The 22,293-nt window shown below is 42.1% G+C and carries 17 protein-coding genes; 7 read left to right on the top strand and 10 right to left on the bottom strand.

The genetic code is table 11. The features are described from left to right. Positions 1-11 precede the first annotated feature (11 nt). Positions 12-779 carry an exodeoxyribonuclease III gene (locus AB8P51_RS07310; RefSeq protein WP_369748138.1) on the bottom strand — a complete coding sequence of 256 codons (768 nt, stop codon included), beginning with the start codon at positions 777-779 and terminating at the stop codon, positions 12-14. A gap of 139 nt (positions 780-918) precedes the next feature. On the opposite strand from AB8P51_RS07310, the gene AB8P51_RS07305 reads away from it, so the two are divergent. Next, entirely contained in the window at positions 919-3,012 is a 2,094-nt protein-coding gene (locus AB8P51_RS07305; RefSeq protein ID WP_369748137.1) for a TonB-dependent receptor family protein, read from the top strand. Here the strand turns inward: AB8P51_RS07305 and AB8P51_RS07300 are convergent. Further along, a complete protein-coding gene (locus AB8P51_RS07300) occupies positions 3,009-4,559 on the bottom strand; it encodes a glycine--tRNA ligase (RefSeq protein ID WP_369748136.1) in 1,551 nt (516 codons plus the stop codon). The two genes, AB8P51_RS07305 and AB8P51_RS07300, sit on opposite strands and share 4 nt — an antisense overlap. Positions 4,560-4,596: 37 nt before the next feature. Continuing rightward, positions 4,597-5,496 (bottom strand): hypothetical protein, encoded by a 900-nt coding sequence (locus AB8P51_RS07295; protein WP_369748135.1) that lies wholly within the window; start codon positions 5,494-5,496, stop codon positions 4,597-4,599. 43 nt (positions 5,497-5,539) lie between these two features. Between AB8P51_RS07295 and AB8P51_RS07290 the strand changes: the two genes are divergently transcribed. Beyond that, positions 5,540-6,244, top strand: coding sequence for a ComF family protein (locus AB8P51_RS07290; protein WP_369748134.1), 705 nt, complete (start codon positions 5,540-5,542; stop codon positions 6,242-6,244). 49 nt (positions 6,245-6,293) lie between these two features. After that, the gene (locus tag AB8P51_RS07285; RefSeq protein WP_369748133.1) at positions 6,294-7,913 is read left to right on the top strand and encodes an Ig-like domain-containing protein; all 1,620 of its coding nucleotides are present in this window, start codon (positions 6,294-6,296) and stop codon (positions 7,911-7,913) included. On the opposite strand, the gene AB8P51_RS07280 is transcribed toward AB8P51_RS07285, so the two are convergent. Together AB8P51_RS07280 and AB8P51_RS07275 are read right to left on the bottom strand one after the other, a co-directional pair. Beyond that, positions 7,900-8,673 carry an amidohydrolase gene (locus AB8P51_RS07280; RefSeq protein WP_369748132.1) on the bottom strand — a complete coding sequence of 258 codons (774 nt, stop codon included), beginning with the start codon at positions 8,671-8,673 and terminating at the stop codon, positions 7,900-7,902. The genes AB8P51_RS07285 and AB8P51_RS07280 overlap by 14 nt on opposite strands. A gap of 19 nt (positions 8,674-8,692) precedes the next feature. Then, positions 8,693-9,163, bottom strand: coding sequence for an ankyrin repeat domain-containing protein (locus tag AB8P51_RS07275; RefSeq protein ID WP_369748131.1), 471 nt, complete (start codon positions 9,161-9,163; stop codon positions 8,693-8,695). Between the two features lie 141 nt (positions 9,164-9,304). Between AB8P51_RS07275 and AB8P51_RS07270 the strand changes: the two genes are divergently transcribed. The 3 genes from AB8P51_RS07270 to AB8P51_RS07260 all read left to right on the top strand — a co-directional run bounded on the left by AB8P51_RS07270 (position 9,305) and on the right by AB8P51_RS07260 (position 12,407). Further along, positions 9,305-9,685: a DUF2237 family protein gene (locus AB8P51_RS07270; RefSeq protein WP_369748130.1), complete on the top strand. Its 381-nt coding sequence runs from the start codon at positions 9,305-9,307 to the stop codon at positions 9,683-9,685. 124 nt (positions 9,686-9,809) lie between these two features. After that, complete coding sequence (locus tag AB8P51_RS07265; RefSeq protein ID WP_369748129.1) at positions 9,810-12,002, top strand: PAS domain-containing protein; 2,193 nt, start codon at positions 9,810-9,812, stop codon at positions 12,000-12,002. Between the two features lie 3 nt (positions 12,003-12,005). Next, the gene (locus AB8P51_RS07260; protein WP_369748128.1) at positions 12,006-12,407 is read left to right on the top strand and encodes a two-component system response regulator; all 402 of its coding nucleotides are present in this window, start codon (positions 12,006-12,008) and stop codon (positions 12,405-12,407) included. On the opposite strand, the gene AB8P51_RS07255 is transcribed toward AB8P51_RS07260, so the two are convergent. Then, positions 12,404-13,702, bottom strand: a complete 1,299-nt coding sequence (locus tag AB8P51_RS07255; protein ID WP_369748127.1) for a DUF5689 domain-containing protein — start codon at positions 13,700-13,702, stop codon at positions 12,404-12,406. The genes AB8P51_RS07260 and AB8P51_RS07255 overlap by 4 nt on opposite strands. Before the next feature lie 82 nt (positions 13,703-13,784). Next, entirely contained in the window at positions 13,785-16,502 is a 2,718-nt protein-coding gene (locus AB8P51_RS07250; RefSeq protein WP_369748126.1) for a carboxypeptidase-like regulatory domain-containing protein, read from the bottom strand. A gap of 169 nt (positions 16,503-16,671) precedes the next feature. Here AB8P51_RS07250 and AB8P51_RS07245 point away from each other — a divergent pair, with 169 nt between their 5' ends. Continuing rightward, the gene (locus AB8P51_RS07245; RefSeq protein WP_369748125.1) at positions 16,672-17,730 is read left to right on the top strand and encodes an endonuclease/exonuclease/phosphatase family protein; all 1,059 of its coding nucleotides are present in this window, start codon (positions 16,672-16,674) and stop codon (positions 17,728-17,730) included. On the opposite strand, the gene AB8P51_RS07240 is transcribed toward AB8P51_RS07245, so the two are convergent. From AB8P51_RS07240 to AB8P51_RS07230, 3 genes are all read right to left on the bottom strand, one after another. Beyond that, positions 17,713-18,306 carry a DUF1080 domain-containing protein gene (locus AB8P51_RS07240; protein WP_369748124.1) on the bottom strand — a complete coding sequence of 198 codons (594 nt, stop codon included), beginning with the start codon at positions 18,304-18,306 and terminating at the stop codon, positions 17,713-17,715. The genes AB8P51_RS07245 and AB8P51_RS07240 overlap by 18 nt on opposite strands. A gap of 10 nt (positions 18,307-18,316) precedes the next feature. Beyond that, a complete protein-coding gene (locus AB8P51_RS07235) occupies positions 18,317-18,775 on the bottom strand; it encodes a hypothetical protein (RefSeq protein WP_369748123.1) in 459 nt (152 codons plus the stop codon). 92 nt (positions 18,776-18,867) lie between these two features. After that, complete coding sequence (locus tag AB8P51_RS07230; protein WP_369748121.1) at positions 18,868-22,134, bottom strand: carboxypeptidase regulatory-like domain-containing protein; 3,267 nt, start codon at positions 22,132-22,134, stop codon at positions 18,868-18,870. Positions 22,135-22,293 lie beyond the last annotated feature (159 nt).

Below are 22,293 nucleotides of genomic sequence, written 5' to 3'. Positions count from 1 at the left end.
TTAAGTCAAAATTAAGCTGTGGTCAATTCTAACATAATAGGACAATGGTCACTGTGTTTCGCTTTTGACAAAATTACAGATCTTTTCAGCCTGTTTTCCAGAGTCTCGCTCACCATTCCGTAATCTAACCGCCAACCTTTATTGTTATTACGGGCATTTGCCCTATAGGTCCACCAGGTATACTGATGAGGTTCTTTATTGAAATAACGGAAACTGTCAATAAACCCACTGTCGATAAAATTCCCTATCCATTCGCGCTCTACAGGAAGGAAGCCCGATACATTTTTATTTCTCACTGGATCATGGATATCGATAGCCCGATGACATATATTGTAATCCCCCAGGATAACCAGGTTGGGGTTTGTCTTTTTAAGTCCATTGACGTAGTCCTGAAAGTCGGCCATATACTGCAATTTGTGGTCGAGACGTTTAATGTTTGTCCCTGAGGGTAGATAGAGGCTCATTACAGAAACCCCGTTAATGTCTGCTCTTAGGTTTCTTCCCTCCTTATCCATATAGTCTATTCCTGTTCCAAATTCTACATGCTCAGGTTTTTGTTTGGAAAGGATAGCTACACCACTATATCCTTTTTTTTCAGCACTATACCAGTAATGAAAGGGGTAACCCGCTTTTTCGAAAAGACTTACATCGAGTTGTTCTTCCATGGCTTTGATCTCCTGAAGGCAGACTACATCCGGATCTACCGTTCGCAACCATTCTAAAAATCCTTTATTAAGTGCCGCTCTTATGCCATTTACATTATAGGAAACAATCTTCATCAATCTGATTTTCGCCGAAATTAAAGAAACTATGTTATTTGTGAAAACTGAGGGCTACCCCACTTACTTTGCATCATATGACTCGTAAATCGGAATTTCTCTTTTTCCCCAGTCTTTATTAATACTTACTTTTGCCTTCTTGAAGTATACAATCAGACAAATACTGACATTTGGTTTGCTCCTTTCCGGGAGCTTCTCTTTCTACGCGCAAGTCGTGTCAGGCGTAGACAGTGTTACCGTATTACCTGAAGTTCTTTTACTGGAGGAAAAAAAAGTAAAGCACACCGAAGGGATCATTCCCTCCCAGATTATCGGAGAGAAGATCTTCGACAATTTCAGCCCGGTAGATGCAGTGTCGGCCATCAATCAGATCCCGGGAGTATATATCCTATCCGGGGCATTAAATACGAACCGAATCACCATCCGGGGAATTGGAGCCAGAACCCTTTTTGGGACCGATAAATTACGCTTGTATTACGAGGATATTCCTGTTACGGATGGAAGTGGTTTTTCGAGTATAGAAGCATTTGACCTTGAAAACCTGAGTCAGATAGAAGTGGTAAAAGGACCCAAGGCTACTACCTTCGGCACCAATCTTGGTGGTGCTATAATACTAACGCCCAAAGAAGGTCTGGGGCAGGGCAGCACCCTTTTTAACAATACAACCTTTGGCTCCTATGGCTTGTTTAAGAACAATCTGTCCTTCAGACATACAGATGGTTCTCTCTCACTGAACATGAATTACGGCCATCTCGAGAGCGAGGGTTACCGAGACAATAGCCAGTTTAACAGGGATGGTGTCTTATTACATGGCTCATACACCATCGACGATAAGAGTCAGATCGGAATTCTGATTAATTATATTGATTATACGGCTCAAATCCCAAGTTCACTCGGAATCACAGCTTTCCAGGATGATCCTACTCAGGCCGCATTTACCTGGGCGGCTTCAAAGGGATTTGAAGCAAACAAGTATTCCCTGGTAGGCATCAATTACAAGCATCGGTTTTCTCCTAAATTCCAGAATTCTACCAGTTTATTTTATTCCTATCTCGACCATTATGAGGCCCGGCCTTTTGGGATCCTTGACGAATACACCAACGGCTTTGGTTTCAGAACCCTATTCAGAGGAAGTGCAAAATTGATAGGCTTAAATTCTATTTATAGCTTCGGTACTGAAGTCTATAAAGATGAATATACCTGGAGCGAATTTGAAAACCTGTATGCCGAAAACGAGGGGGAAGGCAGCTTACAGGGGGATAAATTTGCTCACAACAAGGAATACCGCACCCAATTTAACGCCTTTGGAACGCTTAGTGCAGACCTCTTTCCCGGATTCAATATTCAGCTTGGCCTCAATGTAAACCAGACTCAATATGATTACAGGGATATGTTTAATACAGGAGATACCAATCGCAGTGCAGAACGAGAGTTTAAGGTCATCGCCCTCCCGAGTATCAACCTCAATTATCAAATTAACAATTACCAATCGGTCTACGCTAATATCAGCAGAGGATTTTCAAATCCTACTTTGGAAGAAACCCTGACCCCCGGCGGACTAATCAATCCGGATATTGCCCAGGAAACAGGGACAAATTACGAGCTGGGCTCCCGCTTATTCCTCTTAAAGAACAAATTACATCTCCTGCTAACGGTATACCAGATGAATGTCAAAGATCTGCTGGTGGCTGAACGTATAGGAGATGATCAGTTTGTGGGAAGAAATGCCGGTCAAACAAGGCACCGTGGATTGGAAGCGGCTTTAAATTATCGATGGGATATAAGTCGGGACTGGACGCTAACTCCGTTTATAAATTATACCTACAACGATCATCAATTTGTTGAATTTTTGGATGAGGACCAGGACTTCTCCGGAAATCCTTTAACCGGTGTACCCAGGCATCGGTTAAATAATGGTATACAACTGCAGTACAGCAATCGCTTTTTTTGGAACACAACCCATCAGTATGTGAGCGATATTCCACTTACAGATGCCAATACTTTGTCTAGTGAACCCTTTCATGTATTTGGTACCAAATGGCGCTATGAAACAAGTCTGACCAGCGCCCTGACTTTAGGCGTGAGCTTAGGGATCAACAACCTTTTCAATGTGCGATATGCCCAGTCTGTTTTAATTAATACCCAAGCCTTTGGGGGAGCTGAACCCAGATACTATTACCCTGGAAATGACCGGAATTATTACGCCGGCTTCCGCCTTGAATACCGACTTTAACCTACGATCACTTTTTTCAGCCAGTACTTCATGGCCACTTCCTTTTCTATGGCCGGATATAATTCCTCAATTGGAAGACGTCTTTGTTCCATAGTATCCCGGTGGCGCAGGGTTACCGTATTGTCTTCCAGAGTTTGATGATCCACGGTGATACAGAAGGGGGTCCCGGCAGCATCCTGTCTGCGGTAGCGGCGACCTACCGCATCCTTATCGTCATATATCACATTAAAATCGAGGCGAAGTTCCTCAATGATTTTATGGGCAATCTCGGGTAATCCGTCCTTTTTTACCAGGGGCAGAACAGCTGCTTTGGTTGGTGCAAGCACTGCCGGAATTTTTAGTACGGTACGAGTCGATCCATTGTCTAATTCTTCCTCAACGAGGGAATTGGAGAGCACTGCAAGGAACATCCTGTCGAGCCCTATTGAAGTTTCAATAACATAAGGGACGTAGCTTTCTTCCAATTCAGGATCAAAATACTGCAGTTTCTTTCCTGAATATTCCTCATGGCTGCTCAGATCAAAATCGGTTCTGGAATGTATCCCTTCCAATTCCTTAAAGCCAAATGGGAATTTAAATTCAATATCTGCAGCCGCATCGGCATAATGAGCCAGCTTCTCATGGTCGTGGAAACGGTAGTTGTCTTCTCCCATCCCCAGCGAAAGGTGCCACTTCATCCTGGTTTCTTTCCAGGTATCGTACCATTCTTTCTGTGAGCCGGGCCTGATAAAAAATTGCATTTCCATCTGTTCAAATTCCCGCATTCTGAAAATAAATTGGCGGGCGACAATCTCATTTCTAAAGGCCTTTCCTATTTGTGCGATCCCAAATGGAATCTTCAGACGTCCCGATTTTTGAACATTGAGAAAATTTACAAAGATCCCCTGAGCTGTCTCCGGACGAAGATACAGGTCCATTGCAGAATCAGCTGATGCTCCGAGTTTTGTACCGAACATCAGGTTAAATTGTTTTACATCCGTCCAGTTTCTGGAGCCGGAAAGAGGGCAGGCAATCTCAAGTTCCTCAATAAGGTCTTTAACATCGGCCAGGTCTTCCTTCTCCAGGGATCTGGCCATTCTTTGAAGAATAATCTCAGATCGCTTCTGGTAGTCTAATACCCTGGGGTTGGTTGCACGGTACTGGGCTTCGTCAAAGGAATCTCCAAAGCGCTTAGCTGCCTTTTTTATTTCCTTGTCAATTTTAGCTTCAATTTTGGCCACATAATCCTCGATTAACACATCTGCCCGATATCTTTTTTTGGAGTCTTTATTGTCGATCAGAGGATCATTAAAGGCATCGACGTGCCCCGAGGCCTTCCATATAGTGGGATGCATAAAGATGGCTGAATCGATTCCAACAATATTCTCGTTGAGCTGCACCATGGCCTGCCACCAGTATTCCCTGATATTCTTTTTTAATTCAGCTCCATTTTGCAGATAATCATATACTGCGCTCAGACCATCATAAATTTCACTCGACTGCACAACATAGCCGTACTCCTTGGCGTGTGAAATGACCTTTTTAAATATATCTTCTTGATTTGCCATGGGGCAAAAATAGAACTTTAGTAAAAGAAAGGATGGATTATTTTAACTGAAATTCTGTCGTAGCCAGTAATTTTTCGTCTTCAAATACATTAAGGGTATAGGTCCCATCGAGAAGTGACCCTTCCGGTACCGTTATAAAGTCGCATACACTCATTTCTTCACCTCTGAAAATCAGTGTTACCCGCTTACTGTATATATTGCCATTTACTGAAATGATGTTGGCATTGTCTTCGATGATTCCCATATTCGGACCGAGAAACTGAAAATACAGCACTTTCTCCTGAGGTGCCGGCGTGTTGGGATCTGCCTGTACGGTTATACAACCCCTGAGCTTTTCAATGGTTGAAGCCTTATTTGTTTTGATAGGTCTCCCGCTACGCATTCTAAAACCACTGCCTTCGGCATTGCTGAGGTTGAGGTAACTTTTCATCTTGAGTTCCCTGCTTAGTTCCTGGTTCTTTCTCCTCAGAAGCGCTTCGGCCTGTGCAAGGGAACTGCTTCTTCCTCTCAGCTCTTCAAGCACTTCCTGAGATTCGTTAAACTTATCAGCCAGCAATCTGTTATTATAGCGTAAAAGATTGTTCTTTAATTTAATACTGTCGTACTGTGCTTCCAATTTGCGGAGTTCGTTTTTAAATTCGCTGAGTTTCCCTATGGTAAAATTAAGACGCCCAACAGAATCGAGTAATTGCTGCACACGGTCCCTGGAATCCTGTAATTCAATTTCATTGACCTCGTTGAGTGCCGACAGACGATCTACCTCTGTTTTCATTAGGGTGAGATCCCTAACCAGAAGTGTTTTTTCGTCTTCCAGATACGAAATCTGGTTCTGAGATTGTGCATAGCTGTAATAAAAGGCAATTAGTATACCTATAATTACTGCCACCAAAGCCGCCAGGATGATTTTGTAGTTGAATTTAGTTTCTTGAAAGTCCATTCGCTAGGGGGTACGTTGCAAGTAGGTTTTGATACGTTCAGATTTGAATTTCAGTAAGCTACCAAATATAATAAATGATCTCAACACCATTCTGGTACCCCCTGTCTGTTTTGGATGTAATGCACGATTATATCGGGGAGAGCAGATTTTGTGTGTCTCTTGTCGAGCCCAATTACCACTTACCGAGTTCAATTTTTCGACAGAAAACAGTTTAGATCGGGTTTTTTATGGACGAATACCCGTTCAAAAAGCGGCAAGCTATCTGCATTTCTATGAAAACGGACTGGTTCAGAACCTCCTTCATTACCTTAAATATCGCAATCAGTCACGTATAAGTAACCTCCTCGGAAAATGGTATGGGGAAATTTTAAAGCAAGACGATGCACTTCCCGAAATTGATATGGTCATCCCTGTACCTCTTCATCCCAAAAAATTAAAAAAAAGAGGCTACAACCAGGTAGCCGGATTTGGCCAGGAACTTGCCAATCTACTCAAGGCCGACTACAGAGAAGACATTCTTTCAAAAACATCCCATACCCGTACTCAAACTCAAAAATCGAGGATATTCCGATGGCAACACGAAAAACCTGTATTTAAGCTATTATACCCTTCAATTCTGAATGGATGCAGGATTCTGCTGGTAGATGACGTAGTGACCACAGGGGCTACACTGGAAGCCTGTTCAAAGGTTCTGCTTGAGGCCGGCAAAGTTGAAGTTTACATCGCGACAATGGCTATGGTACCCTGATTTTAGAATTCTGCAAATTAGTTGTTTCTTTGCCCAAACATTGGGATCAATGGCTAACGTAAAGCGATTTCTTTCTGGGGTATTCGTTCTGTTTATTGTCCTTGCCTTGTTTCAATGTGCCAGACGCGGCAGTCCTACCGGGGGACCCAGAGATACCGAACCTCCTGTTCTGGTTAAAGCTGAACCTGAAAATCTGAGCACCAATTTTTCGACTAAAAAAATCAGGTTGTATTTCGATGAATACATCAAGCTCCAGGATGTCCAGAACCAGCTGATCGTTTCTCCGCCTTTTAAGAATCCCCTTGACATAAGTCCGCAGGGAGGTGCCAGCAAATACATCGAAATCGTGATTAATGATACGTTGCAGGAGAACACCACCTACACCATGAATTTTGGAGAAAGTATTGTAGATAATAATGAGGGCAACGCATACCCCTACCTAACCTATGTCTTCTCCACAGGCGATTATCTAGATTCGCTTTCGCTCATGGGGGTAGTTAGGGATGCTTTTAATAAAGAAACAGACGAATTTATAAGTGTAATGCTTTATGAAATCGACTCGAGCTACACAGATTCTGTCATCCGGAAAAACCCTCCGAACTATCTTACGAATACCCTGGATAGTACCACTATTTTCCGATTAAAATATTTAAAAGCAGGGGATTATCGTTTGATTGCCATAAAAGATGAGGCAAAAAATAACCTTTACGACCCCGTTGTAGACAAGATAGGTTTCGTGGAGGACACTATTACTTTACCAACAGATTCTATATATGTGTTAGATCTTTTTAGGGAAGTCGCTGATTATAGTCCGGTAGTGCCTAAGTTGGCGGCAAGTAACAAAATTGTATTTGGCTATAACGGACCGGATGAAAAGCTGGAAGTTCAACCAATAACAAAAATCCCAGATACGGTATTCACTTACCTGGCCAAAGAGCCGGGAAAGGATACCCTCAATTACTGGTTCACCCCCTTTAAAGCCGATTCCCTCATCTTCGAAATCATCAATCCCCGTTTAGAACAGAGAGATACATTTACGATCAAAACACGGGAACTCCCAATAGACACACTGTTAGTCTCAGCAAGTCATCGCAGCTCTATAAATTTCTTAGACACCCTAACTCTCTCTGCCAATATCCCCGTTCAAGCGAGCGATACTGCACGGGTTTCCATGATCAACAAAGATTCTCTTCCCCAACCTTTACAAATATCGCTTGATACCATAGGAAATCGCCTTGTTGTTGATTTTGAAAAGGAACCTAACGAAACATACTTACTCAGCATTTTACCAGGGGCGCTTACTGATATCTTCGGAACAACTAATGATACCCTGAATTACAGGCTGACAACGGGTAGTTATGCAGATTATGGTAATCTAAGGATTCGGTTGAGCGGGGATGTAAACTATCCGGTACTTGTTGAATTGACCACTCCACAGGGAGAAATAGTTCGATCAATCGCAGCAGAAGAAGATCAGCTTTTTGAATTCAACCTCCTGAATCCGGCTAAGTATTTGTTACGTGCAATCTTCGATACAAATAGAAATCAACGTTGGGACACCGGAAACTTTAAGGAAAAGATTCAGCCTGAAAAAGTAATTTACTTCCCCCAGGAAATTGAAGTCAGGGCCAATTGGGAACTTGAACAACTCTTTGTTATTGAAGAGTAAACGAATCCCGGTCATCGAGAAATCTCAGTTTATCCCTTACTTCTCTGAGATGTACTTTATTTATCTCCACGAACAGCACTTCTTCCTCGGATGAAAATACCAGTTTTTCTCCCAGAGGATCATAGCATGCTGAATGCCCATTATACTCATAGCCATTCTGGTCCTCGCCAATTCGATTGACCCCAAGACAATACGCCATATTTTCAATTGCCCTTGCTTTAAGCAAGGTGTCCCATGCTGCGATTCGTGTTTTAGGCCAGTTAGCCACAAAAATCAGCAGGTCATAGCCTTCCGTATTTCTCACCCATACCGGAAAACGAAGGTCATAGCAAATCATGGGACATATCCTGAATCCTTTGTAATCGATTGTAATCCTTTCTTTCCCGGATGCATATGTCAGGTGTTCCCCAGCCAGGGTAAAGGTGTGGCGCTTATCATATTGCTCAAAATTCCCGTCCGGTTTAACAAAAAACAGTCGGTTGGTATACTTCCCGTTTTCGTAAAATACAATACTTCCTGTCAATGCCGATCCTGTTTCTTCTGCAAGACCTTTCATCCACTCTAACGTAACGGGTCCTTCTTCCTTATCAATCTCAGAAGGGGTCATGGTGAACCCAGTGGTGAACATTTCAGGAAGAACAATAAGATCTACCTTCTGTTTTAAGTCTCTTATAAGTCGGGCAAAATGCGTTCTGTTTTTTTCAGGTTGTTGCCAGAATAATGAGGTTTGTACAAGGGCAATATTTAATTGTGTGTCCAAAATTGAAGTTCGAAAATGATTATTGAGCTAACAGGGATAGAAAACGATCAAATCCCTGCATTTTTGCATGGTCAAGCGCACTGTGTCCACGTGCATCCCTGATATGGATATCAGCACCATGCTTGATCAGGAGTTGGGCAATTTCCAATTGATTGAAAGTTACTGCATAAATCAGGCAACTCGACCCCATCACATTGGTAATATTTACATCTGCTCCGGCATTCATCAATTGCTCTGCAATGTCGGTATACCCTTTAAAACAAACTCCCATCAAGGCTGTATTTCCTGTGCCATCTTTTTCATTGACATCGCTTCCTTTTTCCAAGAGGAATTCAACGATGTCTCCTCGATTGTAATAGGCTGCCAGAATGAGAGGTGTGGAACCCCTCTGGTCTTTTCCTTTTAGCAATCCGGGATGTTTGTTGCCAAGTGTTTTAACGGTATTTAAATCCCCTTGTCTGATAGCCTCGAAAAACGATTCCTGTTCCATGAGTAGCAAATATAATACCCGATTAAAGGTACAACATGCTGCCAAAAAGGAGATAAAAATTATAGAAATCCTTTATTAATCCATGCAAAATAGAAATTTGATTCCTGAAGTGTTTTTGGATAATGTGTACTATCTTGCTGTATGGAGAAAAATCCACTTAATGTATTTGGCCTGCCCCTACAGGCATGTTGTTATGATCCCGTAACCGGATACTTCAGGGATGGGTACTGTAAAACTATGGCCGAGGACAGAGGAACCCATGTAGTTTGTGCTATGGTTACCGAAGAATTCTTACAGTTTTCAAAAAAACGCGGGAATGATCTGATTACCCCCGTTCCTCAATGGCAATTTCCCGGACTCAAGCCCGGCGATCGGTGGTGTTTATGTATCTCCCGCTGGTTAGAAGCAGAAAAGGCAGGAGTAGCACCTCAGGTGGTACTGGAAGCAACCCATGAAGTAGCACTGGAATATACCGAACTGGATACCCTTGTAAAATATGCTTACATGCCTTCCGATAATTAATCTCCTGGCATATTTAAGGCTTATAAGGTTATTTCACATTTTTATTGACGAATTCTCCTACATATACAAAATTATTCCCCGTTGTGAACGTTATCCTTCATGAACCATACTTAAGTATTAGTTTATGAAGACCGTCTCTTCTACTGACACCATTAAAAACCTTCCCTTTCCCATAGCCAAAGTCGATCGTAAATTCAACATGATCGAAACCTCAGGGGTTTGGGACATGATCTTTATCAATCAGGAAAAAAATACCTCAGAAACAGAGCAGGAATTCGCTTTTCCGATTAATTCCCTGAGGGAACTGAACAAAGATTGTCTGGAAAAAAAACAGAATGGTGAAAAGGTTATTCCCGTGGTCTGTGAAAAGGGAAACTTCCTGTGGTATCGATGGCAAATCATGCCTTATTATGATGAGGATGGCGATGCTGAGGGGTCATACATTCTAAGGGAAGAGGTTACAGAGCGTATCAAAAAGGAACAATTACTCTCAAAGGCTCAGAAAGTGTCGAGAGTTGGCGGATGGGAGGTCGATCTTGTACATAACACAATATACTGGACCCAAACAACCAAAGAAATCCATGAGGTTTCAAAAGACTATGTTCCTACCTTAGAGGAAGGAATTAATTTCTATAAGGAAGGGGAAGATCGGGAGAGGATCACAGAACTGGTAAGTAGAGCCATTAGTGATGGGACCCCCTGGGATACTGAATTGAGGATAATTACGGCCAAGGGAAATGAGCGCTGGGTTCATGCCAAAGGTGAGGTAGAGTTGTTAAACGACAAGCCTGTTAGAATTACAGGTACTTTTCGGGACATCGATCAGAAAAAGAAAGCCGATCTGGAATATAAGAAAGTTAGTGAGCGACTCTCAATCGCTACAGAAGCTTCACAAATTGGTATATGGGATTTAAATCTCAGGGATAATTCCCTTGAATGGGATCAAAATATGTACCGACTTTACGGAATCAGAGAAAAGGATTTTTCAGGTGTTTATGACGCCTGGGAATCGGCGGTACATCCAGATGATAGAGAAAAAGCACAATACGAATTGCAGGAAGCTATTAAAGGGCATAGAGATTTCAATACCGAATTCAGGATTGTGTACCCCTCTGGAGAGGTTCGATATATTCGCGCCTTTGGTGTTATCAGAAGAGATTCTGAAGGAAATGCATTCAATGTCATTGGAACGAACTGGGACATTACAGAATTAAAAAAAACACAGCTGAAGCTGGATTACAGTAAAGAGTCTTTTGAACGTGCATTTGAACATGCCGCTACCGGAATGGCTCTGGTTTCTCTCGAAGGAAATTGGATAAAATTCAACCAAAACCTGTGTGAAATCACCGGCTATTCGGAAGAGGAGTTGATGAAGATGAACTACTTAGACCTCACACATCCCGAAGATCGATCCAGGGATTTGCAATTTCGGTCAGAAGTTCTGGAGGGTAAAAGGAATTCATATCAAACTAAAAAGCGATATTATCATAAAAGAGGACACATAGTGCACCTCATCGTGTCCATTACGGGGGTCAAGAATATTGATGGGGAGCTCTCACATGTCATTTCTCAAATTATGGACATCTCCAAATTAGTAAAGGCAGAAGAGCATCTGAAATCTCTGGTGGAGATTACTCAGGACCAAAATGCCAGTCTTTTAAATTTTGCCCATATCGTTTCCCATAACCTGAGGTCGCATGCCAGCAATATGACTATGCTTACCGATTTTCTTCTTAAGGAAAACGATCCTTCAGAGTTACAGAACATTGGCAAGATGCTGAAAGACGCCTCAGAGAGTCTTAATGAAACGGTGGCTCACCTAAACGAGGTAGTACAGGTAAAGGTGGGAGGAGTACAAAAAGTAAGATCTGTTAATCTACTTAAAAAGATCAACAGAGTAAAAAAGAACATCAATGCCCTGCTCCTTGAAAAGAATGCAGAATGCCAAATCGATATTCCGGAAGATCTCAGGGTGAAGGCTATTCCCGCTTATTTAGAAAGTATCTTTTTAAATCTTTTTACCAACTCTTTAAAATACGAATCCCCTGAACGTCATCCCATCATAAAAATAAAGGTAAAGCAAAATGAAAGTGGTTCTTGTACCATCGAATTTGCAGATAATGGTCTGGGAATTGATCTTGAACGACACAAGGACAAGATATTTGGGATGTACAAAACGTTCCACCATCACAAGGATGCGAAAGGGATCGGGCTTTTTATTACCAAGAACCAGATCGAGGCCATGGATGGTAAAATAAGTGTTTCGAGTAAAGTAGATAAGGGCACTACTTTCTCGCTTCTATTAAAAACAGCTTAAAAAATGGTAGTGGGGAAAGTTAAGAACATATGCATCATTGATGATGATCCTATATTTATTTACGGGACCAAGCGCCTTATAATGGATGCCAATTTTAACGGCGACATTACCGTTTTTCAAAATGGAGAAGAAGGATTATCCGGCCTTTTACAAATACACAACGAGGGAAAGCCCATGCCGCCCATCATTTTTTTAGACCTCAATATGCCAGTTATGAATGGGTGGGAATTTTTGGAGGCCATCCATCAACAAGCTGAATTCAATTCCCTCAATTTTCAAATATTCATCCTAAGTTCTTCGATTGATCCGAAAGATACCGAAAGGGCGAATTCATACAAGATGGTCAAGGATTTTATTTCCAAGCCTATTTCCCCCGATACTTTACATGACATCCTCTATAATTAATTGGGCAATCCCGGACTAAAGTCTCCTGGAGCATTCTGGGGTTGATTTATAGTTCCCGAAGCTCCGGTATCATTGTAAACTACCCACTCCTGCGAGGTGAATACCGGATTTGCCAGGCTTACTCCTGTTTTCCTATATGCCCTTCCGTCTTCAAATTCGTGGCTGGTGCCGGACCCATCCTCTCCTATGACCCCAAATATATCGACTAGCTTTCCGAAGGGATCAACCAGGGTAAGATTATCGTCTCCATTGGAATCGGCCGGACTATTAGATCCCCCCTCTATATCAGGGGCGAAACCATAGGTTTGTTCAAATACCTCTGCATTGGAAGCAATGACTAAAAATTGACCTGGATCCACAACAAAATCAGAAAGATCTACAGAGGAACTTTTATCAGCATTGTCATTGGTGTATCGATCCAGATGCCATCCTTTAAGTGGGAGGGGCTCATCACCTGAATAATAGAGTTCCACAAATCTTGCTGAACTATTGTTATCGGGATCTGCCAATTCTGAGATAAAGAGATGCTTAGAAGTGAATTCTGTAATCCACTCTTCACATCGATCCTGAGTAAAATGGATATCATCAACAGATCGAATGATTAAAGTCGGTTCCCCATTTTCAGTATAATTAATGGCTGTAATACTCCCCATCCCAGCTGGCAGCGTTTCTGCATAAAAATCGGAATATCCACTATTTAGCAGTCTAATTTCATTGTCCTGACAATCTATAAGTTTTCGCAGAGTTTGTTCATTTTCTTGAGCGTAGCTGGAATCAAGCTCTTCTTCTGCGAACTCCATTTCTTCAATACGTACAAGTGTATTCAATGGCTGAAAGGGAACTTCATCTATTGATATAATCTGTGGTTGCAATGAAAAGGGTTGATCACAACTTTTGGCTATATGAGTAAAAATACGGTGTTTGGGAAGTCGGCCAGGCTGAAGTGTTCCAAATGTGGAAAACGCACTTCCGAGTTTAAACAAGCCCTTAGATTTACCTAGATAGAGTCCTTTTAGAGAAATGAGCACCTTATCTCCGGGCTGAAAGAATAAATAAGAATCCCGTAATTCCAATTCGAGTTGAAGCCCTGCGGTAGGATTTACCGGTTTATCCTGGAGGTGAAGGGTATTAAAAATATTGCCTTCTTGATCAGAAGAGATGACATAGGCTTCAATAACCCAGTCTTCAACAATTTCCATTGTTGTATCAGAATATTGATCAAGGACTTCCCCTAAAGAAATATTGGGTAGAATATCATTGCTGCACTTTTCTACCGGAACAGCCCATTCATCCATTTTTATACAAGCTGAACAAAAAACAATTAGTATTAAACCCACCACCTGAAGTTTCTTCCACCTATTAGAGATCACAATCATTTCAGAAGCTTATAGCAAGGTTTAAAAAGAAGGTCCGGCCAAAGCCGTACCAATATTTTGATCCGAAAGAAGGTGTACCACTCATGTTGTCCCTTAGCATTTGCTGATAATTCCCATTCCGACTTTGTTCAAAACCCCCGGATTTGTAGGTTACATTGAATATGTTGTTAACACTGAGAAATGTACTGATGTACTTCCCTTTATACAGCCAGGATTTACCCCCGATAAGGTTGAGAAGGTAAATTGGGGGGAGTGTTTCCTGTGCTAGTAAATGTCTGAGTTGATCTTCTGAAATATCCGGAAATGGTTTTCCGCTTTCAGGATCTATTCTGAAGCTCCGCGTACGTTTGATATAGGCTATATCAACAACACTGTTTGCCAGGTAATTGGCCGTACACCCTACCCACCAATACATAGGATCCCTGTATTCTATTCCTAATGAAAGTGCAGTCTGAGGTCCCTGACTCAAATGATATCCCTTAACAGACGAAAAACCCAGGTCGATATTCCCACCGGTTCCATTCAGGATTTCATCTTCGCCACTCGTATCAAAATTTATGGATACAGCAGGGTCACTGGCATATTCATATCTTCCTATTGAACCAACCAGCGAGAGCTTTGTGGTTGGTGAAACGTCAACTTCCAGGCCCATTTCCAGACCTTTGTGCAGTCTGTCAACACCTGTAGCCACTTCCTGTACGAATTCTGATCCGATACCTGAATCCACGTAAAAAAAGTTAATTTCAGTTCCATCCATAAAACGGGTATAATATGCAGAGATGCGGCCTTTTAGCTTCGATAGTCGTACGAGATATGTCAAATCCAGGCTGTAAATCCTTTCCTCTGAAATATCCGGGACAACTAAATGATTTTCTCTTGGATTGATATAAGCATATTTAAGTGGAGGAGGTTCATTTCCCGCGTAGGCGAAGGCTTTTATCCAATGTCTTGAGGTAAGTCCATACGAGAGACCACCTTTGATTCCCCAGCTTTGGAACTGTACTTTTTCCCCTTTTCCAAATGAATTATCAATAAATCGTTCATTTAAAAAAAGCCCGTCTCGCTGAAAACTCTTTTCAGCATATTCTCCAGCGACATAAAAATCACATTGTTTCCAATCGAAACGGGCTTGTAAAAAACTATTCCAATACTTTGTACTGATCTTGTAGTGATAACCAAAAAGGTCGCCTGCCACCCTCTCGGTTGTTTCGTTCATGTTATTTAGGGTATTGCTAAATGGATCTACGTCCTGAAATTGTTCTGCTCCTAAAAGATCGATAACCCTGGCAAAATTTTCAGCATCTGAATGTTGCATTAGAAATCCAGTATCAATCCTGAGTCTTTTACCGATAGGTAAATTCAGGATGGTACTCCCTGAAAATGTCTTCTCATCGCTTACATCCTCCTGATAGATATAGGCAGCGTCATTTATTCTGGCCGGTACTGAATTGGCTTCGAATAAATCTGTCCAGGACCATTGTGAATTTTCAATAAATCCTATTCTTGCTTCGTTTGCACCAATGAAATTTGCTCCAATCGGACTATTGACGTAATAACTGGGTAAATATCGATAATAGGTCGGATCGGGATTCGGGGCGTTGAAATATCCTACCCGTGTAAAACTCCTGTTCCCCCATTGAAAGGCAAAGGAAGTCATGAAGCGCAGATTATTCTTTGAAAGCTCATGTGATAAAAGAACAAGTGGCTCATGAATCTCTCTGCTTCTTGAAGTTCTGAGAGACCCACTTTGATTACCCCAATAAGGGTTATAGTTTGTTCCTGCCAGGTTAGCAACTTCGTCATTTAATGGTGCAGACCTCCCTCTGTTGTTATATGCATTAATAAGTGTAGCATTCAGGGTCTGATGGGGCGATAAAGAAAGACTGGCTGACAAGAAGATAGAATAAGCGTCATAAGGAGTTCCGGCTACAAATCCTTCCTCAGCCCATCGTCTTGAGAAGGACAAGGAGTAGGCAAACCCCTTTTCTCCTTTTCCTGAATGGTAGGTAGCCATTAGTCGGTTCCTATACGTTCTGTTAGACACCGCCGTAGATACCCGCATGCCCGGTCTGAATTTGTGCGGTGAAAGATCAATAGCTGAAACTCCAAGGACGCCCCCGAAGCTATGATCTGAAGCCTCGAGGCCGAAAGTAAAGTCCTGATTCCTTGTAATATCGTTGAGTCCGCCCCAATTATTCCACTGTGGCCTCCCATCCCAATTTCGATTCATCGGAATGCCATTAATCAACACCATTCCCTCCCTGGAATCATATCCTCTTACGCGAAAAAATGCCTGGCCAAAATCAAAAGCCGCCCGCTTCAGGAAAACATCTCTTGTAGCCTGAAGTAAGCCAGAATTACTGTCCAGATTCGACTCATCCTTTAAATCAGTCTCAGAAAGTGTTAATAATTGATCCCTCTTTTCGAGGTCGAGATCGCGTTTCAGATAAACCGCCCCCAAATTGATGTTTTCAGAATCAACAAAGAGGGGATAAGTCATTGTGACATAATTTAAAGCCGAGATATTCAGTTGTAAATTCCCTTTTTTAGAAGTATACAGACGAAACTTTCCCGATGTATCGGATAATGTGGTTTCCGACTCCCCATCAATCCATATACTGACACCTTTTATACCCTTTCTCTCCTGAAATTCTATCACCTGCCCTGTGATCATAATTTTCTGGGCTGCGGCTTTTTGTATGTGTATAAAAAATAACATCACTAGTAAATTGAGAAGGATTGTTCGTATTCTATCATTTGTTATAACCGTCCTCATCATCATTCAGATTTTAGCCTGATTCATCCTTTAATTTGGCCAAAGTAAGCTGTGCTGCTGCAATCGCCTTGCAACTTTAGCGGCTATATTGCGGCTGAAATTCCCTCATAAAATGAGAATACATTACTTCAGGATGATTTGGGTTTTTTTGCTGTGTTCTTTTCTCAATGGACAATCTTCCGTATATCAAATCAGAACTGTAGCATTTTACAATCTGGAAAATCTGTTCGATACCATTGATGACCCGAGTACTTTTGATGAAGATTATACTCCAACAGGAAAGTATAAATGGACTGCAAAACGATACAAAGAGAAAATAGAAAATCTGGCTGGGGTTATTTCTGAAATTGGATCTTCCTTACGAAAAAGTCCACCAGACATTCTGGGAATATGTGAGGTGGAAAACTTTCAGACTATATCCGACCTGATTGCTCATCCAAAACTTGCGCGATTTGACTATGGAATTATTCATAAGGATGGACCTGATGCACGGGGGATTGATGTTGCGTTAATCTTTCGGAAAGCTTCCTTTGTTCCTGTTAATTTTCAAACACATCGATTAGTAATATTAAACCAAGAACGATTCAGAGAACCTACCAGGGATCAACTGGTTGTTCACGGCTTTATGAATGGGATTTCGTTATACTTTATTGTAAATCACTGGCCATCCCGCCGGGGAGGTGAACTAAGGAGCAGGCCCTACAGAATAGCAGCCGCTGAATTAAATTTAAAAATCATCGATTCTATAAGGAGAATTTCTCCTGATCCTTTGATTATTTCCATGGGAGATTTTAATGATAATCCTGTTGATTACTCTATGCAAAAGGTCCTGTCAATAAAAAAAGAAACTCGGAGCATACAGTCTTCAGAATTATTCAACCCAATGGTCCGATTATTCAAAAAGGGGAAGGGGAGTCTGGCATACAGAGATTCATGGAGTCTATTTGATCAGATCTATACAAGTGGAAATTTGGTCAACGGGCAAAACCCATTTCAACTATGGAAGGTAAATATTTTTGACCCGCCCCATTTAAAACAAGCACAGGGAAATTATAAGGGATATCCCTTACGCACTATAACTGCCGGGAGATATACTGCCGGTTATAGTGATCACTTTCCGGTATATGGATATCTGATAAAGGAGATAGAGCCGTTACTCCGGAACGACTAATTTGATATTCCGCCACTTTACCTTGATCCCTCCCCCGTCATGGATTTGCAGGGCGATGGCGCCTTCACCGGCACCAATGGCTTCATCATTGATACTGACCATCTGTACCCCGTTAAGCCATGAAGTAAGCTGGTCGCCCATTAGGCGGATCTTTAGGGTATTCCACTGTCCCTCTCTCAGGACGAGTTCTTTTTCCACTTCCGGCTTCACCAGCCAGCCACGGCCATAGGATTCATAAACACCTCCGGTATGTTTCCCTTTGGGTGCCACCTCTACCTGCCAGCCGCTTACTTTTGTGCCGTCAATCGTAGAGCGGACAAAAACCCCGCTGTTACCATCGGCTTCCTGTAGAAACTCGAGGCTGAGCTCAAAATCCTTGAAGTACTCATCCGTTGCCAGGTAACCATACTGGGCATCGGGGCCGCTTTCAGAGACAAGCAGGCCGTCTTCCACATACCATTTCTCAGTGCCGTAGACAGTCCAGCCCTCTAGGTCTTTCCCGTTAAAAAGTTCCTTTCCCTGGGCGGAGAGTCCTGTTACCATAAGCAGGGAGAATAAAAATTGTATTGTTTTCATAATAAGGTATTTAATTGAACCATTGTGTCCATGGAATTCTGCTAAGAATCAGCACAAGGCCGAGCCCGTAGAAAAGAGCAATACTTTTAAACTTCTTCTTCCCTTCCAAAAATCGTTTGTGCCGGGACCAGCCGATTGTTATCAGGGCCAGGGCCAGGATATTGACAAAGGGGTGTTCTACGGCCAGTAATCTGGCGGCAGAGTTCAGCCCGCCCATCCCAAGGGTTTTAATAGCCGAAAAACCACTGGCAGAAATAAACCAGAGGATAAGCCCGACCAGAAGTTGGATATGGCAGAGGATTAGCGTAAACAGGCTGAGACGAAGATCTTTGCCCATAGTAAACATTCTGTTGCTTACGAGGCCTGTAATCGCGTTAGCTACAGCCAGAAATAAGAGGATCAGGACGATATAGGCCAGATAAGAATGTAATACCTGTATCCATTCTAAAAGTAGACTGCTTTCTTGCATTTTGTTTAGTTTAAGTCTTAAAAGTACTAATTTTTAGGTATTAAAAAACCCCGCATAAAGCGGGGTTCTTATTATTTAGTTGAGGATATCTTTTAATTAAAGATATATCTGATCCCTAATTGAGCTTGCCATCTTGACGATGCTAATCCAAAATCATCAATCTGAGTGATATTAGGCGTACCATCATCGTTGACAGTTCCGTAATTCACCTGGAATTCCGGAGTTGCCCCTGTTGAAACTGTTGTCAACGGACTCACTTCAGAACTGATAAACCTTCTTTGTCCCCAATCCTTGTTGATAAGATTAGTAAAGTTGAAGATGTCTGCCGAGATCTGGAAAGTATGTGTCTTCCCGCTAAATTCAAGGCTAAAATCCTGAAGGATTTTTAAATCGATGATATGATTCCAGATTCCTCTTGAAGCATTTCTCTCTGCGTATTTTCCTCGGTTCTCACTAAGATATTCAACGCTATTGATAAAGGTATCAAGATCATTCCATTGTTCAGCAGCTGAGACTTCAACATTACCACTACTATCAGTGATATCTGCCAGAACAATTTCATCCTGAGAAGCAGGGATGTAAATCAGGGCATTATCCCTGGAATCATCGTTCAGTAAATCACGTCCTTCTCTATAGATAAAACTATAAGGCTGACTCTGGTATCCTTCGTAGAAAACACCGAAGGTCGTTTTTACATTATCACTCCAGTTAACTTCATAAGAAGCATTAGCTGTGATTCTGTTACCGAGGGCAAAATCTGATCGGGTAACGGGAAGGTTTGAATTCTTACCGTTTACGCTCTGGATATTTCTCCACTGTGAACTGTTTTGTGAAGAAGTGCCATCAAAGATTTTAAATGAATCTCCGAAAGTATAGGAAACCTGTCCTGAAAATCCATTTTCAAATGGCTTACGTAGAGAGAAAGTTGTATTATGAGCGTAACCACCACCTGTATTAGATGCCAGGTAAACTCCCTGGTAGGTAGGATCAATCTCATCTCTCCTATCGTAGAAAGGTCTGTTATCTGCTCCTGCATAGGTTCCGGTTGGACCTTTTAAGTTCAGATTCTGATAGTATACATCTGTAATCACATTTGTATAGAGGAAGTCACCACTTAGGATTAGATTCCAAATTGGCAATTTCTGATCTACCGCAATGTTAAACTTGGCTACCTGTGGCAATTTAAAGTCCTTAGCGATAAGGTCTACATTACCTCCTGATCCTCCGGATCCCGGAGCCGGATCTTCAAACTGATTGTTTACATTGGGTTCAAAAGGCTGTCCGAATTCGAACATAAATCCTCCAGTGATACCGTTATTATTATACGTTCCACCTGGCCATACCAAAGGAAGTCTGGAGGTAAAAACTCCAACACCTCCACGTATCTGCGTGGTTCCTTTACCGTTAAGATCCCAGTTAAAGCCAAGACGAGGCGCAAACATAGGGGTCGGATCGATTCCCTGTCCTACTCTGGCGCCTTGTAAATCCTTACCGGCAGCTTCCAGTAATGGGACTGTTCTATCATTAAAATCGTCATTTACTACTCCATCACTCCAGTAAGGGATGTCTATTCTTGCTCCGAATGACAATTTGAAGTCATCGGTCATCTGCCAGTCATCCTGGATATAGAATCCGGCCTGGAAGGTATCAAATTCTGATGCCCCTGCAGACTCATCGCCAACAACTCCTGTTCCTACAAGAGAATAACCGTGCTGATACACATCTGCATCCTGCCCGGTAAGGAATTGATTGAGACCTGAAGAGGTTAAAGTTCCTGCTCCGTCAAATTGATCTTCAAAGGTATAATCCCCGTAATTGAAGGCAAAAAAGAGGTTTTTAACTTTTGCAAATTCCAGGTTAGTTCCCAAGGTCACGGTATGGGCTCCTGAGTAAATTTCGAAGTTGTTAGTAAGGGTCAAGACATCCTGGTCGAGCAGGTTAGCCGTTGAAAAAGGCTCTGCTCCGAAGGAAATTGTTCCTGAACCGTCCTGGATATCAACGGTTGGGAATGGATCTCCTAGTGGATCTCTGTCGTCCCTTACCTGAGTATATCCAAGAATGAAGTTGTTTGAAAACTTATTGCCAAAACGCGAGCTTAGTTCTAAGGCAATAGAATGTGTCTGAGTTTCGAAGGACTCAGAACCGTTGATAAATCCTATTCCAAAGTTTCCGGAATTACGAGCTTCCAGGTTATCAGCTCCCACATATCCATAACGGAAGGAAAGCTTGTGATCCTGATTAATATTCCAGTCGATTTTTGCGGTGAGCTTATCCCCAGCCAAAGTACGGGTATTGTTGTCAAATATTCCCGGATCATAGCCGTAGTTGCTTACCAAAAAGCTACTGAGGTTATTCAGGTCGGCTGCAGATGAGCGCCCTGTATAGTTACTGATATTAAAAGGCTGTGGAGTTTCGTCGTCCTGTCTTTCATAGTTTAAAAAGAAAAACACTTTGTCTTTTACTATCGGACCACCTACTCGAACACCGTATGTAAGTGCGCTGAAATCAGCTAATTTCTCACGGGTGTCTCCGTCATTAGTAAGCGAGGTTGGTGTTTTACCAGCCAGGCTTTCATTTCGAACAAAGGCGTAAGCCGATCCTTCCCAGGTATTTGATCCCGAACGCGTAATGGCGTTGATTGATCCTCCTGAGAAACCTGATTGACGTACATCGAAAGGAGCGATGTTGATCTGAAAAGTTTCGATCGCATCAACAGAGAAAGGATTCACCCCTGTCTGTCCTCCATTGGTACCTGAACCTGCCAAACCAAAAACATCATTATTTACTGCTCCATCAATATAAATGGCATTGTAGCGATTGTTTTGTCCTGCAAGTGATACGGAGAATCCGTCATTGCCTTCAGTAATCTGTGCCTGTGGAGTAATCCGAACAAAATCAGCAATAGATCTGGAAGCAGCAGGTAACGTAGCAACATCTCTTCTGGAAACTGTAGTCTCTGTTCCTGTTTTATTTGCTCCGAAAACTCCGGAAGCTGATGCTGAAATCACAACCTCCTCAAGTGCAGTAGCCGATTCTGACAATTGCACATTATACTGAGAAGCTCTACCCAGAGTTAGATATATTTCGTTTTTTACATTATCTGTAAACCCAATATAGGAAAAGGTAATCTGGTATGGGCCTCCAGATCGCATGTTGGAGATTCGATAAAAGCCATCGAAATCGGCAGCAGCCCCATAGGTACTTCCTGTTGGAAGGTGTACTGCCACGATACTGGCACCACCAAGTGGTTCACCAGCGTCATCGGTTACTTTACCACTGATTGCAGAAGTAGTAACCCCTTGTGAAAAAGCCATCGCTGTCATCAAAAATGCAGCAAGGACAAAGTAAATTTTCTTCATAGTTCTCGTGTTATTTAGTTATAAACCGTCCGCAAAAATGCCCTATTTCAGAGACAAATACATTAAGACAGTGTTAAATTAAGGAGAACAAATTTAACATAAAATTATCTAAAACATCCCATAATGGATAGGGATATTTTGGGGTAATTTTAAAATATG

This window comes from Muriicola sp. SD30, assembly GCF_041205185.1.
Lineage (GTDB): Bacteria > Bacteroidota > Bacteroidia > Flavobacteriales > Flavobacteriaceae > Muriicola.
The sequence above is the reverse complement of the archived record's forward strand: the minus strand, read 5'-3'. Positions and strand labels throughout refer to the sequence as shown.

Coding starts and splice junctions, on each gene's coding strand:
- AB8P51_RS07285 (WP_369748133.1), top strand. CDS start 6,294: ATGGCTAACGTAAAGCGATTTCTTTCTGGGGTATTCGTTCTGTTTATT.
- AB8P51_RS07245 (WP_369748125.1), top strand. CDS start 16,672: ATGAGAATACATTACTTCAGGATGATTTGGGTTTTTTTGCTGTGTTCT.
- AB8P51_RS07255 (WP_369748127.1), bottom strand. CDS start 13,702: ATGGATGAATGGGCTGTTCCGGTAGAAAAGTGCAGCAATGATATTCTA.
- AB8P51_RS07275 (WP_369748131.1), bottom strand. CDS start 9,163: ATGGAACAGGAATCGTTTTTCGAGGCTATCAGACAAGGGGATTTAAAT.
- AB8P51_RS07235 (WP_369748123.1), bottom strand. CDS start 18,775: ATGCAAGAAAGCAGTCTACTTTTAGAATGGATACAGGTATTACATTCT.
- AB8P51_RS07310 (WP_369748138.1), bottom strand. CDS start 779: ATGAAGATTGTTTCCTATAATGTAAATGGCATAAGAGCGGCACTTAAT.
- AB8P51_RS07260 (WP_369748128.1), top strand. CDS start 12,006: ATGGTAGTGGGGAAAGTTAAGAACATATGCATCATTGATGATGATCCT.
- AB8P51_RS07265 (WP_369748129.1), top strand. CDS start 9,810: ATGAAGACCGTCTCTTCTACTGACACCATTAAAAACCTTCCCTTTCCC.
- AB8P51_RS07240 (WP_369748124.1), bottom strand. CDS start 18,306: ATGAAAACAATACAATTTTTATTCTCCCTGCTTATGGTAACAGGACTC.
- AB8P51_RS07300 (WP_369748136.1), bottom strand. CDS start 4,559: ATGGCAAATCAAGAAGATATATTTAAAAAGGTCATTTCACACGCCAAG.
- AB8P51_RS07295 (WP_369748135.1), bottom strand. CDS start 5,496: ATGGACTTTCAAGAAACTAAATTCAACTACAAAATCATCCTGGCGGCT.
- AB8P51_RS07250 (WP_369748126.1), bottom strand. CDS start 16,502: ATGTTATTTTTTATACACATACAAAAAGCCGCAGCCCAGAAAATTATG.
- AB8P51_RS07230 (WP_369748121.1), bottom strand. CDS start 22,134: ATGAAGAAAATTTACTTTGTCCTTGCTGCATTTTTGATGACAGCGATG.
- AB8P51_RS07270 (WP_369748130.1), top strand. CDS start 9,305: ATGGAGAAAAATCCACTTAATGTATTTGGCCTGCCCCTACAGGCATGT.